Origin of the sequence: Aminobacterium sp. UBA4908 (genome assembly GCF_002398115.1) — a bacterium.
GTDB classification, from domain to species: Bacteria; Synergistota; Synergistia; order Synergistales; family Aminobacteriaceae; genus Aminobacterium; species Aminobacterium mobile.
Genome location: NZ_DHCG01000001.1, coordinates 113,401 through 136,766, shown reverse-complemented (window position 1 = coordinate 136,766; position 23,366 = coordinate 113,401). Strand labels below are relative to the sequence as shown.

Genomic DNA, 23,366 nt, shown 5'->3' with positions numbered 1-23,366 from the left:
GATAAGGAGGCGAAAAAGAACTTATGAGCAGATATACAGGACCAGTATGCCGTCTCTGTAAAGCTGAAGGAGCAAAGCTTTTCCTCAAGGGAGACCGTTGCTTTACAGAGAAGTGTGCTATTACTAGGGGAGAGTCTAAAAGTAAACAAAGGAGGGGCAGGCCTCGCTCGAAGGCTAGTGAATATGGAATTCGACTTCGCGAGAAGCAGAAGCTGCGCCGCTTTTATGGTATGAACGAGGGCCAGTTCCGGAGATTCTTTGCTGAGGCAAACAGAATGGCTGGAGTGACAGGACATAACTTCCTTCAGCTTCTTGAGCGACGCCTTGATAACGTGGTTTACAGAATGGGATTTGCCGCTAGCCGAAGCCAGGCCAGACAGCTTATTCTTCATGGCCATTTTGTAGTTGATGGCCGTAAAATTGATGTGCCGAGTTTCCTCGTTCGGGCTGGCTCTACGGTAGCTGTTGCGGAAAATAGCAAGGAAATTGCGTTGATTCGAGAGAACGCTGAAGTGGCAGCGTCAAGAACCGTTCCGGAATGGCTGGAGGTTAATACCGAGCGCATGGAAGCTAATGTTGTTTCCATCCCTGTGCGAGAACAGATTGATGTTCCTGTCAATGAGCAGCTCGTTGTTGAGTTCTATGCCAGATAGTAGGCATGAAAGGTGTTGGACAAAGTGGAACTGATGCGGCCTGAAATCCGAATTGAAGAGTGTAGCCCCACCTTTGGTAAAATTATTGTAGAACCCCTTGAAAGAGGATACGGAGTAACGCTGGGCAATGCTCTGCGACGGGTACTGCTTTCCTCCGTTAAGGGGGCGGCTATTACTTCAGTCCGTATCGATGGCGTTCTACATGAGTTCAGTACCATCCCAGGGGTTCGCGAGGACGTCATCGAACTGATGTTGAACCTGAAGCATATTCCTGTTCGTTCTTATAGCAAAGATGTGAAGGTCCTTCATTTAGAATCAGAGGGATCTAGAGCAGTTGTAGCTTCAGATATTCAGCCTGATAGTGAAATTGAATTTTTTAATCCTGACGCACCTATTTGCGTGTTGGAAGAGGGAGCCCAACTTTCAATGGATCTCTACATAGAGCAGGGGACAGGATATGCTACCATCGATCGACCACGCCCTGCGTATCTTCCGGCAGACGCCCTCTTGATCGACGCTATTTTTTCGCCGGTTTTGAAAGTACATTACGATGTGGAAGCGGCCCGTGTAGGCCAACGTACAGACTTTGAGCGGCTAGTTCTTGACGTAACAACAAATGGTGTTATAGCACCAGATGTGGCGGTAGGCGAAGCTGCGAGGGTTATACGTACCTATTTTGGGTTTATCGTTGAGGATATAGACAAGCTTCATCCGGTAGAAGGGGCTGAAGAAGAGGATGCTGCTCTGGCAGCAGCCGAAGCGGCAGCAGCTGAGGCAGCTGAAGCGGCAGCAAAAGAGGAAGATGATCTTCTTTCAAGGCCTGTGCGAGAGCTTGAACTCTCTATTCGAAGCGAGAACTGCCTCCTTCGTGGTGGAATTCATACCATCGGCGAGCTCATAACAAGAAGTAGAGAAGATCTGTTGAAGATTCGTAACCTTGGGAAAATTTCTCTGAGAGAAATCGAGGAGAAACTGGAAAAGCAGGGGCTTCACCTCAGCACAGAGAAGAGCGAAGAGAAAGCAGTAAAGGAGGACTAGTTCCATGAGACACCGTATGGACCATAGAAGGCTTGGTCGTTATGGAAGCCATCGCAGAGCAATGTTAGCTAATATGGCCGCCAGCCTTTTCTTAGAGGAGAGCCTCACTACAACGGTGACCCGGGCGAAAGAACTTCGTCGAGTAGCTGAAAAGCTTATCACCAGAGCTAAAGGGGATTCTCTCAATGATCGCCGGGTTATTCGTGCCCGTTTAGGACATAAAGAGGCTTCGATCAAGCTTTTTGAAGATCTGGCCAAGCGGTATGCACATCGTCCCGGTGGCTATACCAGAATAATAAAAACGGGCAATCGTTGCGGCGACGGATCGCCCATGGCGATAATCGAGCTGGTTGATTAACGATGACCCCAAAGGACATCTGTACGCTTCAGGATGTAGGGTATACCTACCCTGAAGCGGACAGGCCTGCCTTGGACGGTGTTTCCTTCCAGGTCAGGGAGGGGGAATGGCTAGCTTTACTGGGCAGCAATGGCTCGGGAAAGTCCACGCTGGCCAAACATTTAAACGCCCTGCTGCTCCCAACGCAGGGCGCTTGTTTTGTTTATGGCATGGATACTCGGGACGAGCAGAATCTTTGGACAATTCGGAGCCATGTTGCCATGGTGTTTCAAAACCCCGAAAATCAGATAGTTGGTACTGTAGTAGAAGATGATGCAGCTTTTGGACCAGAAAATCTCGGGCTTCCTTCAGAAGAGATAAGGAAGCGTGTTGATTGGGCTTTATCTGTAACTGGCCTTGAAGGTAAGGCGACAAATCCTACCTACTCTCTTTCGGGAGGGGAAAAACAGCGTTTAGCTGTAGCGGGAGCTTTAGCTCTGGATCCACCTTGTCTCGTTTTGGATGAGCCTACAGCCATGCTTGACCCTCAAGGGCGACGAGATCTGCTTAGTATTTTAAAGACGCTCCATAGCCAGGGCCGGACAATAGTGTATATTACTCACCGTCTAGAAGAGACAGTGTTTTGTGATAGAGCTCTTGTTCTTCAAGAAGGTCGGGTAGAGTGGAGCGGTTGTATATCGGAACTTTTTACGCATAGAGGAAAACTTGAAGAATGGGGGTTAGAATGTCCTCCGTTTGTCGAGTTATGGCAAATGCTAGTGAGGGAGAATATTATTTCTCGTAATACTCCCGCAACAGTAGATGGAGTTCGACAGGCTTTATGTCTATTATAGTAAAAAACCTCACCCATATTTATCATCCTTCCACTCCATTGGAAACAGTGGCTTTGAAGGATGTGAATTTGCGTACGGAAAAGGGGCAATGGCTTTCTATTGTAGGGCATACTGGTAGCGGTAAGTCTACTCTTGCCCAGTATTTGAATGCGTTGCTGGTTCCTGAGGCTGGACGTGGAGAGGTGTCTGTGGAAAATTATTTATCTCGTCCAGGTAGCTCTCAGTTAAGAAGTATCAGACATACTGTAGGTCTTGTTTTTCAATATCCTGAACAACAACTTTTTGCTGAAACAGTTTTTGAAGAGGTGGCTTTTGCCCCTAGAAACTGGGGGGTAGCAGAGAAAGATCTCGAGGAAGTCGTGAAAGGCGCCCTTCGTGAAGTGGGGCTTTCTGAAAGTTTTTTAGATCGGAATCCCTTTCAGCTTTCTGGGGGCGAAAAAAGACGTATAGCCCTTGCTTCTGTTCTTGCAGCTAATCCCGCCTATCTCGTTCTGGATGAACCTACGGCGGGGCTTGACGCCACTGGTCGTAAAGATCTCGTAAAGCTTCTCTTGTCCCAGAAAGAGAAAGGGAGAGGTATTGTTTTTGTTACTCACGATTTGGAAATAGCCCTTACTGCCAGTGATTCTATTCTTGTTCTCGAAGGGGGCAAAGAGGTTGTACAGGGTGATCCAGAAAAGATAGTTCAAGCACTGAGTCAAAATCCAGTGCGAGGCCTATGTCTTCCTGAAGTCTTAGAGTTAGCAGTTCTTTTAGAGCAAGGAGGCTGGAAGGTGCCATTGACTTGGAATCAACGTAAACTTTTTCAATCCATAGTAAAAAGGGTGAGAAAATCATGAAGTTTCTTAATCATCTTACCTTCGGTCAATTTGTGCCTGCTCCCTCGATAATCCATAGACTTGACCCTCGATGTAAAATTTTAGGAACCATGCTCCTATTAACGGGGATTTTTTTAATAAAGCATCCCATGGCTTTTGGTGTGTGGGCTTTATTGCTTCTTGTCATGACTTTTTTCTCCAAACTTCCTTTTTCTTTAGTTCTTCGTTCTGTAAAACCTGTGATGATTCTGGTTGTTTTTACAGCTCTGATACACCTTTTCTTCACTAAAGGGACGCCGGTTTTTCAATGGGGCATCATTTCTATTACCGCAGAAGGCATTCGTATGGGGGCTTATATGGGCTTGAGACTTCTTTTTCTGGTTCTTTTTGCTTGTTTCCTCACATTAACAACTAGCCCCATGGAACTTTCAGATGGATTGGAAAAACTTTTTTCGCCCTTGGCGCCATTAGGTTTTCCTGCCCATGAGTTAGCCATGATGATGACCATTGCTTTGCGGTTTATTCCTACCCTTCTTGATGAAACAGACCGCATTATGAAGGCTCAGCTTGCGCGGGGGGCCAATCTCGATAAAGGGAACCTATGGCAACGTTTGCGGGCGATGCTTCCGGTGCTGGTCCCTCTTTTTGTCATTGTTTTTCAGCGAGCAGACGACCTGGCTACAGCTATGGAAGCTCGATGTTACAGGGGGGGGAATGGACGAACCAGGTTCAAGCCTCTTTGCTGGAAGATGCGTGATAGCGCAGCATTGATCGTTCTCATCCTTACCATTGGTTTATTAATATATATAGATCGAAGGGTGATTGTTTTATGAACTATGCTGCCACAATAAGTTACGATGGAACCGCTTTCTGTGGTTGGCAGCGACAATCAGGAGTCCCTACCGTTCAACAATCTCTGGAAGAAGCTATAGGCAAAATATTTGGTGAGCCCACCACTGTTTTTGCTGCTGGTCGAACTGATGCCGGTGTTCATGGGAAAGGACAAGTTGTTTCCTTTGAGCTTCCTGTCGGATGGGATCCTGGCAGATTATTGTTAGCTATCAATTATTACTTGCCAGAAACGGTACGTATTATGAATATTTATCATGTTTCTGACGATTTTAACGCTCGTTTTAGTGCTTTATGGAGAGAATACCGATATTATATATGGCATGGCCCTGCTTTCCCTCCGTATCTTCGAGAACGGGCGTGGTGGAATCGCTGGAAATGGGATAAAGAAGCCGTGGGAAAGGCTTGCGAGTACGTAAAAGGGACCCACGATTTCAGGGCGTTCTGTCCAATCAAAGAGTGTCCAGACAATACTATCCGTACCATTTACACTTTCCGCTGGCATCAAAATGGGCAACTATCGATTGTTACTATTCGCGGTAACGCTTTTCTTATGAACATGGTTCGCATTCTTATAGGAAGTCTAGACCTTGTAGGAAAAGGCAAGCAGAGTCCAGAGTGGATTAGAGACTTACTTAATGGGAAAGGGAGTCGTAGGGAATCAGGAATGACGGTGCCGGCTCATGGCTTGTATTTTTGGAGAGTTGGGTACGATGCATCTCCATTTCTTAACGGCCTTCCAAAAATAAAGGAAAAAGCAGGCATATTTGTCCCTTCTGATTTTTGGAGGAAACACATATAATACTTTCCCAGAGAGGGAATGTTTTTGCAGATAAGGAGGCTACCTTCGTGTTCGGAAGCGATATCGGTATAGACCTTGGAACAGCGACAGTGCTTATTTATGTAAAAAATAAGGGGATCGTTCTTCGGGAACCTTCAGTGGTTGCCATAGATCTAGAAAATGGGAAAATACTTGCAGTAGGCAATGAAGCAAAAAATATGGTGGGGCGTACCCCGGGAAACGTAATTTCAGTCCGGCCGCTACGTGATGGAGTCATTGCCGACTATACCATGACAGAAGCCATGCTTCGTTATTTTATGAAGCGAGTCAACAAAGGGTTCAGTCGTTTCTTTAGAAACAGGGTTATGATTTGTGTCCCATCAGGAGCTACTGATGTAGAACGAAGAGCTGTTTTAGAAGCCGCGGTTGAAGTAGGAGCCAGTGAAGCTTTTCTGATTGAAGAGCCTATGGCTGCTGCAATAGGGGCCAGCCTCAGCGTAGAAGAGCCTCGAGGAAAAATGATTGTAGATGTTGGTGGTGGAACTACCGATATTGCAGTTATTTCCTTGGGGGGAATTGTTGTATCTAAGTCGCTGCGCATTGGTGGAGATAAATTTGATGAAGCAATAATGCGTTATTTGCGTAAACACTATAGCCTTGCTATAGGAGAACAGACAGCTGAGAATTTGAAGATTACTATCGGAACCTGTGGCCAGGAAGAGGAAGAAATGACGATGACCATTAAAGGGAGAGATCTAGTCCAAGGCCTCCCTCGCCAGATAGAGATTAGCAGTGCTTCTGTGAGCCAAGCCATTGGTGAAATGATCCAGGCTCTTAATGATGGAGTAAGAAATGTATTAGAGCTAACGCCTCCGGAACTTTCGGCCGATATTATAGATAGAGGGATTGTCCTTACTGGCGGTGGATCGTTACTGCGAGGTCTCCCAGAGCTTATTACACAGCAAACTGGCATCAATTGTTTCTGTGCCGAAGATCCTATGGAGTGTGTTGCTGTTGGGACAGGTAAAGCGCTTGCGGAGATCGATAAGCTGAAGGCTACTGGGCGGAGCGGAATATTAATGACCAGCGCATCAAAGAAAGGACGGAAGAAAAAACTCTAGAGTCTATAGGAGGATTGTCCAGTGCATCGAGGGCTTTATGCTGCTGCGTCAGCCATGCTAGTACAAGAGAGAATGGGCGATGTAGTCGCCAACAACCTGGCCAACGTAAACACCGCTGGTTTTAAAGGAAGGATTGCCGTTAATAAGTCTTTCCCTGACGTCTTTATGGATCGCCTGGAAAAACTTGATCCTGGAGAAGGGAAAATAGAAGTAGTGCCTCCAGATAGTGTCGTTTTTAGAGGAAGAGTTCCTATAGGTGATATACCTCTTGCCAACGTCCTTTCAGAAACGGCGATGAAAACAGAGGCAGGAATGCTTCAGATAACAGGAAAAAACTTGGATGTGGCGTTGCAAGGGGATGGATTTTTCGTTGTACAGGATTTGGGTGGGAACATTTTCTATACCCGTTCTGGTCATTTCCAACTTGATTCTGAAGGAAGAATTGTTACACACGACGGTATGCTGGTGTTAGGCAATGGAGGACCTTTGGAAATAGGGGATGCAACGCGAATAGAGTTTGATAACTCCGGTCGCCTTATTGCAGATGATGAGGTAGTAGATACTCTTCAGGTCGTATCTTTTCAAAGCCCCTCGTATTTGAGGCAAATAGGAGGATCTCTCCTATCAGAGACAAGAGAGTCGGGCCAGCCAGATGCTGTAGAGGATTTTGAGCTTCAGTCAGGGGCACTGGAAATGTCTAACGTCAATGTGGTGGAAGAAATGGTACGGATGATTGAAGCCCACAGAGCTTATGAAAGTGCTTCGAAAGCAGTATCTACTCATGACGAGATGACAGGCCGGCTTATTACCACATTCGGCAGAGCCGTCTAACTTCTGGAGGGATGATAAATGATTCGAGCTCTATGGTCTGCAGCAACAGGAATGGTGGCCCAACAAACAAATCTCGACGTTACATCTAACAACTTAGCTAATGTGAACACGTCAGGATATAAGAAAATGCGAGCCGACTTTCAGGACCTTCTTTATCAAATAGATAGAGAACCTGGTGCTCCAGTGGAAACAGGAGCTACTGTCCCAACTGGAATTCAGGTAGGTTTGGGCACTAAAGTAGTCGGAACCAGCCGAATGTTTTCTGAGGGGAACTTGCAGGTAACAAATAATCCTCTTGATGTTACTATCGAAGGCGATGGCTTCTTTCAAGTTGTGCGCCCTAACGGGGATATTGCTTATACGCGAGACGGCTCTTGGAAGATAGATGGAGATGGCCAGATTGTAACAACCGATGGTTTTTTATTAGAACCGGCTATCACCGTCCCAGAAGATGCAACCGAAATCATTATCGATAATATGGGGCGTTTTTCCGTCAAAACAGTAGGGAATCAGGAAGCCGACGAAATTGGACAGATTGAAATCGCCCGTTTTGTGAACCCAGCTGGTCTTCGAGCTATAGGCAGAAATCTTTTTGAAGAAACGCCTGCCAGCGGTGAAGCGATAGCAGGCCTTCCAGGAGAGGATGGCCTGGGGTATCTCCATCAGGGGATTCTTGAGATGTCAAACGTTCAGGTGGTAGAGGAAATGGTCAACCTTATTGTAGCCCAGAGAGCATATGAGGCCAACTCTAAAAGTATTCAAACCGCCGATGAACTCTTGAGAATTGCTAACGGGCTTCGTCGATAAAATATAGCAATGAAGAGAAAAGGCATGTTTTACAGGCGGGTGAGGTATGTGTCCCGCCTGTTTTTTGTTTTTTTGTGGATTGGATTTTTTGCCCCCATGTATACCCCTGCTATGGCCGCAAGCCCCCTTTCCATAGATATCCCTGCCTCGATTTTTTATTGGGGAGATGGAATGCGGCTGGAAAATGTGGCGATTATTAACGGGCCTTCTCCTGTGGTAGAAAAGGCTCGTGCGATTCCTTTCCCTAAAAAAACTGGTTATATATCGAGGGAAGATATTATTAATGCCTTGCAGGAGGGAGGAATAGGTGGTATACGCCTCTCTCTTCTCATGGCAGAGCGAGTTCCTGTTCTTCAGGAACCTCGACTCCCGAACATTGTTCGCCGTATTTCAGGGTGGGCGTGGGAGGTAGACGTAAATCCTCTATCAGGAGCCGCACCTAAAGACACGGAAGAATTTCTGGAACCTGGTTCTTTAACCCCTGGTGTTGGATCAACAACCCTTAAATTCCGGAGTGCTAAAGGAGAAAAATCTGTCCCAGTACGCATTAATTGGTATCAGCCAGCCGTTGTTCTTCAACGAGCTTTTCCCAGAGGGAAACCTCTCTCTGAAGAGGATGTAGTATTGCGAAGAGTGCGTTTAAGTCAGCCTGGTGAACTGCCAAGCCGTATTGAGGAAGTGTTAGGGCTTGTGTTACGAAGAGACGGGCAGATGGGAGATATTGTTTCTCTCAACATTCTTGAGACAAAGCCGATAATTTTAAGAGGAGATCGTGTTATTATTGCGGCGCAGGTAGGGGCACTTTTAATAGAAGTTCCAGGTGAAGCTCTTGATGAGGGCCAGCCCGGCGATTTTATACGAGTTCGCAATATAGCCAGTAGAACAGTGGTTACAGGGCGAGTGGCAAGTCCAGGTAGAGTGGAGGTAGATACCCAATGAAAAAGAATATGTTTGCTCTTTTGGTGGCGATTGTTATAACTTTTTCAGGCAGCAGCCCTATCGCTTTTGCCCAGTCTATTTGGAATGACAATACAAATTGGGTAGCCGATCAGCGCCCTAGTAAAGTGGGGGATCTTGTAACAGTCGTAGTGTCGGAAAAAACAACTACGAAAGATGAGGCTAAAACTGACGTAAGCAAAAAGAATGACAGTTCAGTGAGTGACGGAGTGGGGGTCCTCGATTTTATCAAGGCTTTAGGGTTCTCCTCGAAAAGTTCTGTGAAAGGTGATGGATCTACAGAGAGAACTCACACGGCGAAAAGTCGCATAGCTTGTCTTGTTACGGAGGTTCTTCCTAATGGAAATCTCGTTATAGAGGGCGCTAGGGATGTAGAAACTCACGAGGAAAAACTACAGCTTTGCATTCGAGGGGTCATTCGTCCCCAGGATGTAGATGGTAATAATACTATCGCCAGCGATAAAATAGCTAACGCAGAGATTGGCATTGAGGGGAAGGGCGCACTTTCCAAAGTCCAGCGTCCAGGATTGCTCACACAGATTTTACAGGCGATTTTCTAGGAGGCTAGTAATACATGAAAAGAAGTGCAAAAATATCCATATGCTTTCTCACCCTCTTTTTCTTATGGAGCTCTCAGGTGACGAATTTGTGGGCAGCGATTCATCCTGGAGTTCGAATAAAGGATCTGGTAGATATTCAAGGAGTTCGATCAAATCAGCTTGTTGGTGTGGGGCTGGTTATGGGGTTGCAGGGTACTGGCGATAAGTCGAAGATGGCGCTTCAGATGATACGTAACGTAATGAGCCAGTTTGGCCTAACTCTTGACGATGGAGCTATAAAAAGTAAGAATGTCGCTACTGTAACAGTAACGTGCGAACTTCCTCCCTTTGCCCGCCCAGGGCAGCAAATAGACGTAACGATAAGCACTATGGGAGACGCCAAGAGTCTTCAAGGCGGTACGTTGCTTCAAGTTCCCCTAAAGGGGGCGGATGGGCTTGTTTATGCGGTAGCCCAAGGGCCGGTACTTGTAGGAGGTTTCGCAACAGGTGGACAAGCAGCTTCTATGACTAAAAATGTAGTTACGGTTGGCAGAATTCCCGGGGGAGCTATAGTGGAACGGGACGTACCTATGACTTTTACTGCCGATGGAACTGTTTCCCTGCTTCTCAGGGAGCCTGATTTTACTACATCAGAACGAATTGCCAAGTCTATTAATTCTCGTTTTGGTGCAGTGGCGACACCTGTTGATGCGGGAATGGTAACCATTGCCCTTCCTGGGCAGTTCACTTCCTCGCCTTCTTCTTTTATATCCCAAATAGAAGGTCTCACCGTGCAACCAGATGCCATAGCTCGCGTAGTGGTGAACGAAAGAACCGGTACGGTTGTTATGGGTGGTGATGTAAAGATAAGCGCTGTAGCAGTCGCTCATGGAAATCTGACGGTGCGCGTTACGGAGAAACCCGAAGTCGTCCAGCCTCAGCCTTTCGGAGAAGGACGAACGGCAGTACAGCCAAGAACGGAAATTGAAGCGGAAGAGCAGGGCGGAAGCCTTATCTCTCTTGGAGCCTCGTCGACGGTCAATCAGCTTGTGGATTCTCTTAATGCTGTAGGAGCAACGCCCAGAGATATTATCTCTATCCTTCAGGCAGTGAAAGAGGCTGGGGCTCTCCATGGAGACCTTGTAGTTATGTAGTGGAGGCATAATAATGTTGAATAAAGTTGATGCTTCTCAAAATCATGTTGTGCAGAAAAATTTTGTTTCGGAAGATCACAAGAAGCAGCGGGAACAATTGGAAGAAGCATGTCGTCAGTTTGAAGGGGTCTTGTTATCTCAGATATGGAAAAATATGCTTCGTGACGCTAAAAGGATATCGGGGCGTGACGAAAAACGGCCGTTTGGAGCGATGGAAGATCTTTCTGTAGAAATGTCTGCCGAGGCTTTGTCGAAGCAAAATGGTGTGGGACTTTGGAAGGTTCTCTACAACCAGTTAGCTTCATCCTTGGAAAGTGATGCTTCCCCGCATGAAGAATGAAGAGCCCCTTCCGTGGTGGAGAGAGGGATTGCGTTTTTCCTGTATAGGGTGCGGACGATGTTGCAGAGGAGAACCTGGCGCCATTTGGGTCTCTCCTATAGATGAGGAACGGATCGCCTGTTGGTTGAACATAGATATTCCTACATTCCGAATAAAAAATGAAACTCAAAGATGGGGAGCCCCCAGCCTTCGCGAAAAAGAAGGAGGGGCATGTGTGTTTTATACTCTAGAAACGGGGCGTTGTGCTATTTATCCTGTGAGGCCGATACAGTGCTCCCTTTTCCCCTTTTGGCCTCATGTAGTGCGTACCCCTCAATCGTGGGAACAGACAGCTCAAATGTGCCCTGGGATGAATCAAGGACGACTATATCCAGCCCAGGAAATAAAGTTTATGATCATGCTGTTCCCTAGAGTAAATCGTATGTAATTTTGCTGAAAATGGGGGTAGTCCTTTGTGGCTACCCCCATTTCGTGTTATTCTGAGATACATAGATAGATATGCTCTATGAAATGGAGGCAGTGCTGTGCAAGCCCAGATATGGTCTGATATGAACTGGAGACTCATTATAACGCTCCTTGTTGTCAGTGCTATCCTGGCGTATTTAGGTGACAGGGTTGGGATGCGTATAGGGAAGAAACGAATCTCTCTTTTCGGTTTACGTCCTCGCCATACGAGCCAAATCATTACCGCATTTACAGGAGTGCTTATATCTATCGCTATTCTTGGAACCATGTCTGTAGTTTCAGAGAACGTTCGTACGGCCCTTTTTTCCATGAAATTTTTACAGAGCCAACTTACAAATCTCACAGCAGAGCTTCAAGATAGTCGGGATGAAGTACAGCTCATGTCTATACGCCTTGTGGAGAGCCAGAGTAAACTTGAAGCCCAAGAGAAGAAGTTGCAGGAAGTTCAGAACCAACTGGCTTCTGTCCGTCCAGAGCTGGAAAAGGCCAGGGGTGATTTGTCTCAGATAAAAAATGAGAAGAATGCCCTTGAGAGAGAAAAATATAAACTTGATGAGGAAGTAGGAAGTCTTCGCCAAGAAGCGAGCCGTTTGCGAGAGGGGTTAATTCAGGTTCGCAGTGGCCGTATCGCTGTTTTTGCAGGAGAGCTTCTTGGGCAGCACGTTATTCAACCTAAAAGTTCTCCAAGTAAAGTAGATGCCCTTTTTCAAGAACTTCGCCGTCGAGCCGAGTTTGTGGTGGGGCTTCGATCGGGAGTTTCTCCTGACGAAATTACATTGGCAGTTGACCTAGAGGAAGAAAAAGCTAAAATTCAGGAGTGTACGAATTCGGAAAATAGGAAATTTATACGCATTATAGCGAACGCTAACGTTTTACAAGGTGAAGATGTGAGAGTGCGTTATGAGGTATATGATAGCCGGCTGGTTTATTCTAAAGGGGAGAATATTGCTTCCCGATCTTGGGTTCCTAAAGGTGCAGATGCAGAATCCTTTCTCCATGATCTTTTGGCAGAGGTTAATCATCAAGCAGTGGACGAGGGAATTATGCCAGATCCTGTAAGTGGCAAGGTAGGAGCTATGGATGCGACAGCTTTTTTTGATGCTGTAGAGGAACTGCAAAAGGCTACAAAAGTGATGAGTGTAAAGGTTTTGGCTGCGGAAAATATCTATACCGAAGGCCCCGTCCAAATCGTTTTTCATATTACACCCTTTGGGGCCTCTTCCTAGTAGGAGGAATAGAAATGCTCATAGTAGCATGTCAAATATGCGGAGAGACTAAAGTGTTGGCAGGAACTCCCGATAGCGATGGAATCGCTCGAGCCATGTGGATCTGTCCCCGCTGCGGTACAGGTCAGATCCTTCAATTACAGGTTTCTGCCGACGCGAGAAAAAGTGATTTAAGGAAAATCATTCATGGATTATCTTTCTCTAAGGTGGCAGCAATACATGAAAACCAAGCTTGAGTATGCTTTCTACGACAGTAAGCAAGCGGTAACTCCTGCTGAGCTCCGCGATCTTTACCGTTTTACCCAATGGGGGCGAAGCCGCTCTTTAGAAGATATACAGCGCATGCTAGACGGAACAACCATGTGTTTTTCTGTCCGGCATGATATGAAGTTAGTTGCTTTTTGTCGTATCCTTACAGACTTTGTTTTTCGGGGAACTCTTTGGGATATTATGGTTCATCCAGACCATCAAGGGAAGGGTATTGGCTCTGCTCTTATTGATTATGCCCTCAATCACCCGGCTATACACTCTATTCCCATGATACTTACATACACCAGCGAGTTGGGGCCTTTTCTGGCTCAATATGGTTTTGAGGAGAAGGAAGGGGCTTTAATGTTGTTGCGTTGCCCCATTGAATATTCTTGAGCTACTTTACTTTTATGTTTCGTAGAATAGCCCAGTTTATAGAGCATTGTTTCTGGCCGACAGAGTGTCCGATGTGTGGCCGAATTGGCTCTGTAGGGTGTGTATCGTGCCTCCAATCGTTGTTATGTCATCCGCTTCAACTCGCCATAGGAAAAGATTTACAGCTTTTTTCAGGTGCCCTTCATAAAGATATTTGCCGAGATATGGTTCTAAAATTGAAATACGCTGGATGGGGGCAACTTGGAATATCCATGGGGAGAGCTTTGGGAAAAACTTTTTCTCGAATACCCTGTTGTCTTGTCCCGATCCCTCTCCATAAGAAAAGTACACGGCCATGGAATCAGGCAGCTCTTTTGGCCAGGGGCATTGCTCAAGAATGGAATGTGCCGGTTCTTTATGGGCTGGAATGGAGGCGACATGTTTCGGCCCAAACGTCTGGCGGATCAGAAGCTCGGCGGTCTATGGCTTCTGACGCCTTCGTAGTGACGTGTCCTTTCCCTGAAGCAATGCCTGTTATTCTCGTAGATGATGTATGTACTACGGGAACGACATTACGTCGTGGAGCATCTGCATTAAAGAGAAAAGGGGTGAAAGTCCCTTATGCCATAACATGGTCTACATCTCTTCGTTTTTCCCGTTAAAGCTGTTGAAGATGTATTCCGATAATAGATATGAGAAAGGTTAGAGCGGGGTGATCATTAATGATCGATAAAATTCGTGGTATCTATGGCCCTAGCCCTGTGGGCAAAGTCAATGGTAAAAAGTACCTAGGTCAGTCTTCAGCAGAGGAGACTGACGGTGTTGAATTTAGTGCTTTTGCCAAAGAGCTTGCGAAAGCCCGTACAGAGCTTAAAAAAGTGCCAGATGTCCGTTTTGGGAAGGTAGAAGAACTAAAAAAACAGATTCAGAGCGGGCAATATCGTCCGGATCTCCATAAGGTAGCAGAGGGCTTGATCCGGGCAGGGTTGCTTGACAAGGACGAATGATTCCATGGACGGACAATCGCTGGTAGAAGTCCTTCTGCAGCAGACTGATGTGTTGCAGAAAATGCATAGTGTTGTGGTTAAACAGCGTGAGGCGCTCAAGGAAGGGCGCCTCGAATTATTACAGCAACTTATGAAAGAACAGCAATCTCTAGCCTTTGAAGGGGAGGCATTGGAACAGGAACGCCGACGTTTGGCTGGTCGCCTTTCTTCTGCGTATCATTGTGCCCCTACAATTATGGAGTTTTGTTCTTTTTTACCAGAACAAGAAGGAGTTGAGCTACGGGAGGCCGCCGAAGCTCTTATCCCCGTAGTGCGGAACCTACAGGCTGAAATAGGTATTTTATCTCGTCTCGTTGACGAAAATAGGGCCCTTAGCGACATCTTGCTTGCTGAGTGGCGTCGTTTAGAAGGAATGGCAGCTCCCGGTTGCGGGGGGCTGGATATGTCTGTATAAGGAGGAATATCCATGTTTAACAGTTTTTTTGGCCTGGAAATGGGCCGGCGCGCCATGGATTACTTTCGGCGTGCTATGGAAACTGCCGGTCATAACATATCGAATGCCAACGTAGAAGGATATTCGCGCCAAAGAGTGGAAGCCTCCTCGACAGACCCTTATACGGTTCCTGGACTTTCTCGACCAGGTCTCCCCGGGCAGATTGGAACGGGGGTCAAAATAGACGCAATTCGAAGGTTACGAGACGATTTCCTCGACCTCCAATTTCGGGAAGAAACTTCTGTACAAGGCTATTGGGAGGTTTTGGAAAAATCCTTAAACACCATAGAACTGTACGTGAACGAGCCTGCAGGGGAAGGATTTAAAGTTGCTCTTGACGAGTATTGGAAAAGTCTGGAAGAACTCCATAAAAGGCCAGATGTACCGTCGGTGAGAGAAACAGTAGTACAGAGTGCCCAAAACCTGACTGTTTTTATGGACCAGCTTGTTCGTAATTACGATCAATACAGACAATCTCTAGATCAAGAAGTTGTGTTAAAGGTTCAGGAAGCAAACGACTATATAGATCAGATTGCAGCCTTAAATCGTACCATTGCGAAAGTGCAGGGGGTTGGTGGAAACCCTAACGACCTTCTCGATCGACGAGATTTGCTGGTAGAGAAATTAAGCGAGTTAGTAGATGTGGAAGTTTCTCTTCCCTCTGACATGGATGATGGAGATTTTAAAGTATATCTTCATGGCAAACTTTTGGTACAGGGAGATAAAACTCGGCATTTAGTAGCGGTTTCAGTGCCAGGGAACGAAGGTTTTCATGATGTTCAAGTAGAAGATAACCTGTTCGACATTGTGGATAATACTGACGTCCTCTTTGTTACACCAGGGCAAAATTCTCCTGAAGGTGTTCATTCTGTATACGTTGACCGACTCGCTTCTGAAACGGCATGGAAAATTGGCGGAGGAAGCTCTTCCCAGACGCCTCGTCTTCGTCCCCAATCAGAGACAGAAGCCCTTAATATTCGTGGAAGTTTTAGTTTGAGTGTAGGTAGCCAAGGTGTGTTGTCCCGTTCAAAGATTCTCCCTTCAGACACAATTCTTGCCTCTGGTAAAGATGGTGATGCATACTCTTTTCGCGTGGCAGCAGGGAGTGAAGAGAGGATCATTTCAATTGTCTGGAACGATGCTGACGGAAAGTGGGATCTCTCTGATGGCACAAATACCTCTCAATCAGCAGATGGGACTCTGTCTTTAACTGACCTGAACGGGTTTCTCAACACGAGCCTTGCTTCAGCTCAGATCACAGCTTCCCTTGATGGGAATCAGCTGACCCTTCGTTCGGGAAACAACCATCTTCTTTCCATTACTGACATGAAGGGACATTTGATGTCGGATTTAGGGTTGAACATGTCGGGAAAGAAGGTCTCTATTGATGTTACTGAGGAGGATTCCTTAGAGACAATTCGGAATAAAATTAATGCGGCTTATGGGGAAGAAGGAGGACCTAATAGGCCTGAAGAGTGGCTCCATGCCGCAATAGAAAAAGATGAAGCTACAGGAACCTACTTCTTGACCCTTGAAAGTAATGTTGTAGGTGAAGGAACGCGAATTAATGTGATGGGGGATGAAAATGGTTCCCTCAACATTGCTCGTCGCCTCGGCCTTTTGGGAGATCAGGATGCCACGAGCTGTATAAAAGCTTCACAAGATGCAGTTTTTTCTGTGGACGGCAAAACCTACCTCTCCAGCAGCAATGCCCTAAAAGAGGCCCGGCGGGTTCCGCGTCAATCTGATTATTCTGCGTCGGTGCTTGAAGAGGTTTCCTCAGGCTTGCGTTTTGAACTTCGAGGCGTGGGGCAAGCGGGTGTAACAATAAAACATCACGTAAAGGGTGGCGCTATGAGAGGTCTTATGGAAGCCCGAGATGACATGATCCTTGGCTTTATAGACCAGTTTGATGAAATAACCTACGGTCTGGTTACGGAAATAAACGCAAGGCACTATGCAGGTCATGGAACAGGGGATTCGGCAATGACCACAGGTGTTGCCTTTTTTGAGCAAGTGGGGGCGAGATACGGAGCCTCCAGACGTTTTGCTTTCAATAGTGCTATTGATAAAGACTCAAGCCTTATAGCTGCAGCGAGAGGAGACGGAACGGGGCATTCAAAGGGATCTGGCGATGGAAGCAACGCTCTGGCTCTGGCACAGCTTAAGCAGGGAAAGGTTATCCAAAACCGCAGCGCAAGCTTCAATGAGTACTATCTTTCTTTTCTGGCAGAGCTTGGCTCTCGAGGGTTGCAGTCGAAAACCATGGCTACGAACCAACGGCATTTGACGTTGCAGATTGACGCCCAGCGCCAGTCTACTATGGGAGTGAATATGGACGAAGAGATGTTGGATATTATTAAGTTTCAGCAGGCATTTAACGCCATGGCCCGATATATTACGACTATAGACGAAATGCTCGACCGGCTTATTAATGGTATGGGCATTGTTGGACGATAGGAGGGATCCTCATGCTTCGAGTGACGAACCCTATGCTTCAGAGAACCATGCTTTCAGATATGCATAAAAACTTAGCTCGTTTGCTTGAAGAGCAGCGTCAGCTGAATACGGGAAAAAAGCACGCGCGTCCATCGGATAACCCCATCGATGTGACTCGAGAGTTAGGGCTTCATACTTCTATTTTTGAAAACTCTCAGTATCAGAGAAACCTTGATGATGCTGTAACGTGGCTTTCTAATACAGATACAGCCATGAACCAGATTACAGATGTGGTTCAACGTATTCAAGAGTTGTCTGTTTATGCAGGTGACGGAGGTTTAGGCGAGACAGAGCTGAACGCTATTGCCGAGGAAATTCTTCAGCTTCAGGAAGAACTTGTTAATATTGCTAATTATTCTGTAGAAGGAAGGTTCCTTCTTGCCGGTCTCAATACGTCTGTTCCTCCTTTTCAGCGAGATGTATCTGGTCGGGTCCTGTACACAGGAAATAGAGAGCATGTAAATTTTGAGGTGGAACAGGGCGTAGTTGGCCAGGTGTCTTTTCATGGCCGGGAACTTTTCCCCCAGAATGAGACAAATTATGCTATTCGGAGTCGGGCTCTCCCCATGAATTTTAGGTGGGAAGGCCGCTCTGAGATCCTCCAGTTTAAAGTAGGAGATAGAGTCGCAAAAGTGCGCATTCCAGAGCAGTGGAGCGATGATCAGCTTCCCGGTATCGACCAACCTTCAGATGAAAACGGATTCCGAGATCAGGGAGAGATGAAGGGGTATACCCTCTCACAAATAGCAGATATTATTAACAACAGTACGGAAATGGGAAGCGTCAGCAAACTTGCAACAGTACGAGTGATGACAGACCCTCAAAAGCAAGTTCAATATCTCGAATTTGTGGGGCATACAGGGGAACCTATTCAGGTGACCAGCTGGCCTGAGACCGATAAAGACCAGGTCGATCACAGCCATATAGGCCTTATAGATCTGCTGGGCATGGAGACCACTCTTCAGAGCATAGAATTTTCTTCAGATGCTCTTTCTCTTGATGGGGGGGGGCTTCATTGGCGGCTCCAAAGTGGTGACCATAAAGCTGATTTACAAATTGACGCCAACGCTTCGTTAACTGTGGAAGAGTTGGCAGAGCGGATTCGTCAAGTGGCAGGAGATTGGTTAGAAGTTGTTGTTCAGTCTGATAACGAGGAGGTACAAGATGGGAATCTTGAGGGAGCTACGAAAAAACTCCTCTTGCGGCCTAAGGAGAATGCCCCCCTTACAGTATATGATCGTTCTACAGTGCCAAGTGCCCATTACGCTGCACAATGGGGCCTCTCTACGGCTCAGGAAACCGCTTCAGGTGTTTCTGTAACCTTCCCGAATGCCGATGGCCTCGACCCAAGCCTTCCTGCCCTCATGAAGGTGTCGGTAGGCGGAGAGGATCATATAGTAAAAATCTATCTCGATGATGTACGGAGCAGTACAGGCGGGAACAACGTAGATTCTGTTAAAGTAATGGAGCAGATAGTGGCTCAGGTTGGTGAGGATATCCTGGGCCTGGATGTTTTAGATAAAGATTCGGGGTATGCGGCTCTTTATGCAAAAACAGGTGAGCCGGTAGTCATCAGAGATATGAATTTCTCTGATCCTTCCTTTGCCCAGTACTCGGGCGGACTGGCCCTTCAGATGGGGCTTCAGACTGGCCTTGTAGGCGGAACCGGTACTTCTGACACAGCGACGACAAGTGGTGGAACCCTTCGTATTGCTACTCTCGGCAAAAGTGTGGATATTACCATTGATCCGGGCAGTTCTCCAGAGGACGTAACTCGGCGAATTCGGGAAGCAGCAGGGGATTGGATAGATGTTTCCTATTTTGACCCTCAGCCTGGCGTAAATGGTTCCCAAATACAGTTCGGTCTTGTGGCTAAAGACGGCTCGCGGTTAACTGTATATGACGTAAAGGGATCTGTTGCCAGTGATATGATGAACATCGACAATGCGGTAAAGGGAACAGTTGACATATCGGGATGGACTCCTCCTGCGAACGGAACCCTCACGGTATCGATAAAGGGAATGAAACACTCTATTGATCTCTCTACTCTTGCTCCAGCAGAGGCAGGTCACCCTGTAGGAATACAAGACCTCGTCAATACAATCAACAGCCGTTTTCAGGGGCAAGATATACGGGCGGGAATTGTTAAAGATGGCGGAGAGGAACGGCTTGTTTTCTGGTCTCCAAAAGGATATTCCTTTAAGGTAGAGCAGAATGGAGACGATTCTAGCGCCCTATTAGGAACTCCGGCCATGGAAACGTCAAGCAGAGGCGGATCTGGCCCCTATTCTCAAAGGGTAGCTGTGCGAACAGGAGCTGATCGAGAGGCCAGTGATTTTTTTGGGGTTTTGGATAATTTAGCCAGGGCTGTCCGCCAAGGGGATCAAGAGGGCGTTAGTAGTGCGTTGATGGGAAAGATAGATAGTTTTCAAGATAACTTGCTTCGTATTCGGACGCGAGAAGGAGCCGTTCAAAAACGATATACATCCAATAATGCTCGTTTGAAGCAGAATAACCTGAACTTGACAGATCTTTATAGCAAAGTGTCTGATGTTGATCTGGCTGAAGCTTATACCCAATATAAGATGAACGAAGCCGTATATCAGGCGAGTTTGGCGATTATCGCTCGCATAGTGCAGCCCACCCTTGTGGACTTTTTGCGATAGATAAACGATTTGTGCGGAGGTGTATAGATTATGACCCGCGTACTTGAAACAACCCGTTTCGGCCGTTTAGAAGTGACATCGGAAGCGGTGGTTTATTTCCCCAAAGGCCTTCCGGGATTTGAAGACCATTACGAATGGGTGGTGGCAGGAGAGGACGAGAATCCCATAAAATGGCTGCAGAGCGTTAAAGACGAAGATGTAGCGTTGCCTGTTGTTTCCTCCCTTCTTATAGAGAAAAATTATGATCCGGCCCTGAGCAGCGAGGATTTAGAGGCTCTTGGCGGAGATGCACATAAATTGACTGTTATGGTTGTCGTTACTATCCCTCCAGCAGCTCCGTGGGATATGACTGCGAACCTGCGTGCACCTATTGTTGTTAACCACGAAGAGCGCATGGCAAAACAGGTAATTTCGGGTAATGAAGCCTACGAGGTGAGAACGCCAGTGTTGCCTCAGAGCGTTCGGGATTTAATGAGGAAACAGGCTGTAGGGGGCGAGTCCTGATGCTCGTTCTCAGCCGAAAAGTTGGCGAAGCTCTTGTGATTGGCGATGCCATAGAAATATCTATTCTCGAAGTACGTGGCGACACTGTGCGTATTGGAATAGAAGCGCCTCGGAACGTGAGAGTCTGGAGAAAAGAGATCTGGATTGAGACGGCTCGGGAAAATATAAAGGCGGCAGTGCCCATGAGTATAGGAAAAGAAACAGAAGAGCTTCTTCGTAAAACATTGCGAGAGAGCAACAAGGATAACAAAAAATGCTAATGAGATCCCTTACGCCTAATTTCGAATTTTGGCAGCGAAACCTAAGGGCCTTGGAAAAAAGCAATCCTCAGGCTGCGGAATTGTTGTTGGGCTACTCAGAAGATGAAAAATACAGTACTTTTTCTCTGAACATAAATGAGCAATATGCAGAGCTCCGCGATACTGAAGGCATAACGCGTTTCCTGGAACTTCGAGGCAAATCTTTTCTTGAGATAGATGGAGGCCGAAAAGAAGACATTAACCTGTATGTAGGTTTTGGCCTGGGGTACAGTTTTGCCCATACAATAACTCAGGAGCGCATGAATCGGGCTGTAATAGTGGAAACCGACCCGGCCCTTCTTTACTGGTGTATGCATATTCATGAAATGGAAGGGCTTTTGGCGAGCCCCGGTATTTCATGGGTGGTTGGGAAAACATCTATAGACCGAGAGAACCAGTGGCGGCAGGTATTCCAGAGGCATGGCGGTCTGTTGAATCAGGCCCCTTGTGTTTTTGTTCATAATACGAAAAATAGTAACAACCGTATTGATGAGGTTCGGGAAATTATCAGAGAGTTTAAAACAGCTTTAGGGGGAGAAATACAATCACAGTTTATTGATGCTGAACGGGCCTATCGTGAGATGGCCCATAATATTGTTAATGGCTGCACTGTACGGCATCGAGGCATGGTTCCCCTGACGCGTTTGAAGGAACTCTGGCATGGCAAACCGGCTATTATCGTGTCGGCAGGACCCTCCTTGGACAAACAGATTCCCCTTCTTAAAGAAGCCCAACATTTTGCGGTGATTATAGCCAATGACGTTATAGCGCAAGGACTTTTTGAGGCGGGTGTTATCCCTCACGCTATTGTGGCCCTCGATTCATCTCGAATTATCTACGAACGCATGAAGCCTATTATACGTGACTTTAGGGAAGAGGCTTCTCACACCGTATTTGTAGCTGGAACCAAAGTTCACCCAGCTCTTGTGGCCACTTGGCCAGGGCCAGTATCCCTTACAAATTGTGATGCGTTGGGGTCGTACCTGGCTGGGGTCATGAAAATGCCAGATATACGAAGCGGTTTATGTGTCAGCCATTTGTGTTTCCACCTTGCTGAAGCCTTACAGCCCAGTGAAATTGTTTTTATAGGACAAGATTTGGCTTATGGACCAGATGGGCAGACTCATGCTTCGTCATTTGGGCATCATGAGTATGGTCAGAAAGGGTTCGCTGCTATTCAAAGCTGGGATAAAAGTACTACAGTAGAAACCAACGACCATTGGTATTCGTTTCTCGTCTATTTTGAGCGTTGTATAGCTTCTACGCAAACTCCTGTTTATAACTGTACAGAAGGGGGAGCCTGGATTGAAGGGGCAATACACCTTTCTTTTGCACAACGTATAGAGAATTGGAAAGAAAAGCATCTTGCCGTATCTTATGAAAAAAGTGAAGAAGAGACTCTTGAAAGTGGTGTAGATAGGGACCGGGCCGCATGTGTGGCTGAAGAAATTGAAATGTTACAGCACCGGTGCGCTGATCTTTTAGAAGAAATTCAGAGCATGTACCGTCAAGGGTTGAATTTGTCTTTAAAAAATCTACACCCTACATCTGTAACTCTTTTCCATCGGTGGCAACTTTTATGGTATGACGCACAAAAGGTGTCTGTCGGCTTGCAGTCTATTATGGTATTTTCCAAATCTGGCGAATTTTGGAATAGGCCGTTCCCAGATACGTGGAAACATAAGGATTTTACCTCTTTCTGGGCCCATGTCTACGAAGACGTGGCGGCAGTGGCTGCGTATCTTGAAAGAACACATTACTTATGGATTGAGTTAGCTCTCAGCGAAGAAGAAGGGGATGCCCTTTCTTCTTGCGCTTTATGGCGTGAAATAAAAAAAGGCGAAGACGAGTGGTGGGAACCGTGGATTGAATCTTGTCTTGACAGCAATAAGCCTCTTATTGTGGGGCGACTTCTTTTAACGAGCTATCTCGCGGGCCTAGATAAGGACCTCAATATATTCATCGAATGGGTTTTGGCACACTTCCCCGGTTTTTTAGGTGAATGGTGTATGGCATGGAAGAAACTTATAGAGGGAGAGCTTAATGGATATATTGAAATAGCCCGACTTATTTTTGCGGTGCGCCATAACGCATATCAGGTAACAGAGGCAGAGATTGACGGAGCTATGTCTTTAATGGCTCTTCTTCCTGCCCTTTTGCGAAGTTTTGCAGTGTATATAGAGCAGAAAAAGGGAGGGGAGAGTGCTTTTAACTCTCTTCTTGCCACACTTCTTGATGGCGAAGCCTCTTTCTGGGAAGGGGATCAAGAAACCTTTAATAGGGCTTGTTGTTGTATTTTAGACGCACCAGAAAATGAACCATTCCACCAGTTTTTTAAGAAATCAGCTGGAGGAAATTGGGCAGCCTGGACTGCAGAACGCTTCTTATCGGGGCTATCAAAAGAGAGACAGGAAAAATATGCGCAAAAAATATCATTTTTTTGGGGTGTCTCCCTTAAGAAGGCAGAAGAAGCTGTCGATATATAAATGTGTGGTAAAGAAAAC

General features: G+C 46.5%; 26 protein-coding genes. All 26 read left to right on the top strand.

The window, feature by feature from the left end:
• Positions 1 to 23 precede the first annotated feature (23 nt).
• Positions 24 to 653, top strand: coding sequence for a 30S ribosomal protein S4 (rpsD, locus tag B4J50_RS00660; RefSeq protein WP_286846381.1), 630 nt, complete (start codon positions 24 to 26; stop codon positions 651 to 653).
• Between the two features lie 33 nt (positions 654 to 686).
• Entirely contained in the window at positions 687 to 1,691 is a 1,005-nt protein-coding gene (locus B4J50_RS00655) for a DNA-directed RNA polymerase subunit alpha (protein WP_034326947.1), read from the top strand.
• Between the two features lie 4 nt (positions 1,692 to 1,695).
• Positions 1,696 to 2,049, top strand: coding sequence for a 50S ribosomal protein L17 (rplQ, locus tag B4J50_RS00650; RefSeq protein ID WP_024822541.1), 354 nt, complete (start codon positions 1,696 to 1,698; stop codon positions 2,047 to 2,049).
• Positions 2,050 to 2,051: 2 nt separating this feature from the next.
• On the top strand, positions 2,052 to 2,882 hold the full coding sequence (locus B4J50_RS00645) for an energy-coupling factor transporter ATPase (protein ID WP_024822540.1): 831 nt from the start codon (positions 2,052 to 2,054) through the stop codon (positions 2,880 to 2,882).
• Complete coding sequence (locus tag B4J50_RS00640) at positions 2,870 to 3,721, top strand: ATP-binding cassette domain-containing protein (RefSeq protein WP_286846379.1); 852 nt, start codon at positions 2,870 to 2,872, stop codon at positions 3,719 to 3,721. The genes B4J50_RS00645 and B4J50_RS00640 overlap by 13 nt, the downstream gene beginning before the upstream one ends.
• Positions 3,718 to 4,533 carry an energy-coupling factor transporter transmembrane component T family protein gene (locus B4J50_RS00635; RefSeq protein WP_024822538.1) on the top strand — a complete coding sequence of 272 codons (816 nt, stop codon included), beginning with the start codon at positions 3,718 to 3,720 and terminating at the stop codon, positions 4,531 to 4,533. Before B4J50_RS00640 ends, B4J50_RS00635 begins: the two co-directional genes overlap by 4 nt.
• On the top strand, positions 4,530 to 5,351 hold the full coding sequence (truA, locus tag B4J50_RS00630; RefSeq protein ID WP_024822537.1) for a tRNA pseudouridine(38-40) synthase TruA: 822 nt from the start codon (positions 4,530 to 4,532) through the stop codon (positions 5,349 to 5,351). The genes B4J50_RS00635 and truA overlap by 4 nt, the downstream gene beginning before the upstream one ends.
• A 47-nt stretch (positions 5,352 to 5,398) precedes the next feature.
• Positions 5,399 to 6,451, top strand: a complete 1,053-nt coding sequence (locus B4J50_RS00625) for a rod shape-determining protein (protein ID WP_024822536.1) — start codon at positions 5,399 to 5,401, stop codon at positions 6,449 to 6,451.
• Positions 6,452 to 6,472: 21 nt separating this feature from the next.
• On the top strand, positions 6,473 to 7,282 hold the full coding sequence (flgF, locus tag B4J50_RS00620) for a flagellar basal-body rod protein FlgF (RefSeq protein WP_024822535.1): 810 nt from the start codon (positions 6,473 to 6,475) through the stop codon (positions 7,280 to 7,282).
• Positions 7,283 to 7,300: 18 nt separating this feature from the next.
• Entirely contained in the window at positions 7,301 to 8,089 is a 789-nt protein-coding gene (gene flgG, locus B4J50_RS00615) for a flagellar basal-body rod protein FlgG (RefSeq protein WP_024822534.1), read from the top strand.
• Between the two features lie 48 nt (positions 8,090 to 8,137).
• Entirely contained in the window at positions 8,138 to 9,028 is an 891-nt protein-coding gene (gene flgA, locus B4J50_RS00610) for a flagellar basal body P-ring formation chaperone FlgA (protein WP_286846378.1), read from the top strand.
• The gene (locus B4J50_RS00605; RefSeq protein ID WP_024822532.1) at positions 9,025 to 9,606 is read left to right on the top strand and encodes a flagellar basal body L-ring protein FlgH; all 582 of its coding nucleotides are present in this window, start codon (positions 9,025 to 9,027) and stop codon (positions 9,604 to 9,606) included. The genes flgA and B4J50_RS00605 overlap by 4 nt, the downstream gene beginning before the upstream one ends.
• A 14-nt stretch (positions 9,607 to 9,620) precedes the next feature.
• Positions 9,621 to 10,739, top strand: a complete 1,119-nt coding sequence (locus B4J50_RS00600) for a flagellar basal body P-ring protein FlgI (RefSeq protein WP_024822531.1) — start codon at positions 9,621 to 9,623, stop codon at positions 10,737 to 10,739.
• A 13-nt stretch (positions 10,740 to 10,752) separates the two neighbouring features.
• Positions 10,753 to 11,079 (top strand): hypothetical protein, encoded by a 327-nt coding sequence (locus tag B4J50_RS00595; protein WP_024822530.1) that lies wholly within the window; start codon positions 10,753 to 10,755, stop codon positions 11,077 to 11,079.
• The gene (locus B4J50_RS00590) at positions 11,069 to 11,506 is read left to right on the top strand and encodes a YkgJ family cysteine cluster protein (RefSeq protein WP_286846375.1); all 438 of its coding nucleotides are present in this window, start codon (positions 11,069 to 11,071) and stop codon (positions 11,504 to 11,506) included. The genes B4J50_RS00595 and B4J50_RS00590 overlap by 11 nt, the downstream gene beginning before the upstream one ends.
• 97 nt (positions 11,507 to 11,603) lie before the next feature.
• Positions 11,604 to 12,770 carry a DUF3084 domain-containing protein gene (locus B4J50_RS00585; protein WP_024822528.1) on the top strand — a complete coding sequence of 389 codons (1,167 nt, stop codon included), beginning with the start codon at positions 11,604 to 11,606 and terminating at the stop codon, positions 12,768 to 12,770.
• A 14-nt stretch (positions 12,771 to 12,784) separates the two neighbouring features.
• Positions 12,785 to 13,006, top strand: coding sequence for a hypothetical protein (locus B4J50_RS00580; protein WP_024822527.1), 222 nt, complete (start codon positions 12,785 to 12,787; stop codon positions 13,004 to 13,006).
• Positions 12,990 to 13,415, top strand: a complete 426-nt coding sequence (locus tag B4J50_RS00575) for a GNAT family N-acetyltransferase (protein WP_024822526.1) — start codon at positions 12,990 to 12,992, stop codon at positions 13,413 to 13,415. The genes B4J50_RS00580 and B4J50_RS00575 overlap by 17 nt, the downstream gene beginning before the upstream one ends.
• A gap of 14 nt (positions 13,416 to 13,429) precedes the next feature.
• Positions 13,430 to 14,056, top strand: a complete 627-nt coding sequence (locus B4J50_RS00570) for a ComF family protein (protein ID WP_156923383.1) — start codon at positions 13,430 to 13,432, stop codon at positions 14,054 to 14,056.
• Positions 14,057 to 14,116: 60 nt separating this feature from the next.
• Positions 14,117 to 14,401, top strand: a complete 285-nt coding sequence (flgM, locus tag B4J50_RS00565) for a flagellar biosynthesis anti-sigma factor FlgM (RefSeq protein ID WP_286846374.1) — start codon at positions 14,117 to 14,119, stop codon at positions 14,399 to 14,401.
• Positions 14,402 to 14,405: 4 nt separating this feature from the next.
• Positions 14,406 to 14,855, top strand: coding sequence for a flagellar export chaperone FlgN (gene flgN / locus B4J50_RS00560; protein WP_024822523.1), 450 nt, complete (start codon positions 14,406 to 14,408; stop codon positions 14,853 to 14,855).
• A gap of 12 nt (positions 14,856 to 14,867) precedes the next feature.
• The gene (gene flgK / locus B4J50_RS00555; protein WP_286846372.1) at positions 14,868 to 17,354 is read left to right on the top strand and encodes a flagellar hook-associated protein FlgK; all 2,487 of its coding nucleotides are present in this window, start codon (positions 14,868 to 14,870) and stop codon (positions 17,352 to 17,354) included.
• Between the two features lie 11 nt (positions 17,355 to 17,365).
• A complete protein-coding gene (gene flgL / locus B4J50_RS00550; RefSeq protein ID WP_286846371.1) occupies positions 17,366 to 20,059 on the top strand; it encodes a flagellar hook-associated protein FlgL in 2,694 nt (897 codons plus the stop codon).
• Positions 20,060 to 20,089: 30 nt separating this feature from the next.
• Complete coding sequence (locus tag B4J50_RS00545; protein WP_286846370.1) at positions 20,090 to 20,563, top strand: flagellar assembly protein FliW; 474 nt, start codon at positions 20,090 to 20,092, stop codon at positions 20,561 to 20,563.
• A complete protein-coding gene (csrA, locus tag B4J50_RS00540) occupies positions 20,563 to 20,823 on the top strand; it encodes a carbon storage regulator CsrA (protein WP_286846369.1) in 261 nt (86 codons plus the stop codon). Before B4J50_RS00545 ends, csrA begins: the two co-directional genes overlap by 1 nt.
• On the top strand, positions 20,823 to 23,348 hold the full coding sequence (locus B4J50_RS00535; RefSeq protein ID WP_286846368.1) for a motility associated factor glycosyltransferase family protein: 2,526 nt from the start codon (positions 20,823 to 20,825) through the stop codon (positions 23,346 to 23,348). Before csrA ends, B4J50_RS00535 begins: the two co-directional genes overlap by 1 nt.
• The last annotated feature ends 18 nt before the right edge of the window (positions 23,349 to 23,366 follow it).

Bases quoted from the DNA above. Each gene is read 5' to 3' on its own strand.
- rpsD (WP_286846381.1), top strand. From the start codon at position 24: ATGAGCAGATATACAGGACCAGTATGCCGTCTCTGTAAAGCTGAAGGA.
- B4J50_RS00655 (WP_034326947.1), top strand. From the start codon at position 687: ATGCGGCCTGAAATCCGAATTGAAGAGTGTAGCCCCACCTTTGGTAAA.
- rplQ (WP_024822541.1), top strand. From the start codon at position 1,696: ATGAGACACCGTATGGACCATAGAAGGCTTGGTCGTTATGGAAGCCAT.
- B4J50_RS00645 (WP_024822540.1), top strand. From the start codon at position 2,052: ATGACCCCAAAGGACATCTGTACGCTTCAGGATGTAGGGTATACCTAC.
- B4J50_RS00640 (WP_286846379.1), top strand. From the start codon at position 2,870: ATGTCTATTATAGTAAAAAACCTCACCCATATTTATCATCCTTCCACT.
- B4J50_RS00635 (WP_024822538.1), top strand. From the start codon at position 3,718: ATGAAGTTTCTTAATCATCTTACCTTCGGTCAATTTGTGCCTGCTCCC.
- truA (WP_024822537.1), top strand. From the start codon at position 4,530: ATGAACTATGCTGCCACAATAAGTTACGATGGAACCGCTTTCTGTGGT.
- flgG (WP_024822534.1), top strand. From the start codon at position 7,301: ATGATTCGAGCTCTATGGTCTGCAGCAACAGGAATGGTGGCCCAACAA.
- B4J50_RS00605 (WP_024822532.1), top strand. From the start codon at position 9,025: ATGAAAAAGAATATGTTTGCTCTTTTGGTGGCGATTGTTATAACTTTT.
- B4J50_RS00600 (WP_024822531.1), top strand. From the start codon at position 9,621: ATGAAAAGAAGTGCAAAAATATCCATATGCTTTCTCACCCTCTTTTTC.
- B4J50_RS00595 (WP_024822530.1), top strand. From the start codon at position 10,753: ATGTTGAATAAAGTTGATGCTTCTCAAAATCATGTTGTGCAGAAAAAT.
- B4J50_RS00590 (WP_286846375.1), top strand. From the start codon at position 11,069: ATGAAGAATGAAGAGCCCCTTCCGTGGTGGAGAGAGGGATTGCGTTTT.
- B4J50_RS00580 (WP_024822527.1), top strand. From the start codon at position 12,785: ATGCTCATAGTAGCATGTCAAATATGCGGAGAGACTAAAGTGTTGGCA.
- B4J50_RS00575 (WP_024822526.1), top strand. From the start codon at position 12,990: ATGAAAACCAAGCTTGAGTATGCTTTCTACGACAGTAAGCAAGCGGTA.
- B4J50_RS00570 (WP_156923383.1), top strand. From the start codon at position 13,430: ATGTTTCGTAGAATAGCCCAGTTTATAGAGCATTGTTTCTGGCCGACA.
- flgM (WP_286846374.1), top strand. From the start codon at position 14,117: ATGATCGATAAAATTCGTGGTATCTATGGCCCTAGCCCTGTGGGCAAA.
- flgN (WP_024822523.1), top strand. From the start codon at position 14,406: ATGGACGGACAATCGCTGGTAGAAGTCCTTCTGCAGCAGACTGATGTG.
- flgK (WP_286846372.1), top strand. From the start codon at position 14,868: ATGTTTAACAGTTTTTTTGGCCTGGAAATGGGCCGGCGCGCCATGGAT.
- flgL (WP_286846371.1), top strand. From the start codon at position 17,366: ATGCTTCGAGTGACGAACCCTATGCTTCAGAGAACCATGCTTTCAGAT.
- B4J50_RS00545 (WP_286846370.1), top strand. From the start codon at position 20,090: ATGACCCGCGTACTTGAAACAACCCGTTTCGGCCGTTTAGAAGTGACA.
- csrA (WP_286846369.1), top strand. From the start codon at position 20,563: ATGCTCGTTCTCAGCCGAAAAGTTGGCGAAGCTCTTGTGATTGGCGAT.
- B4J50_RS00535 (WP_286846368.1), top strand. From the start codon at position 20,823: ATGAGATCCCTTACGCCTAATTTCGAATTTTGGCAGCGAAACCTAAGG.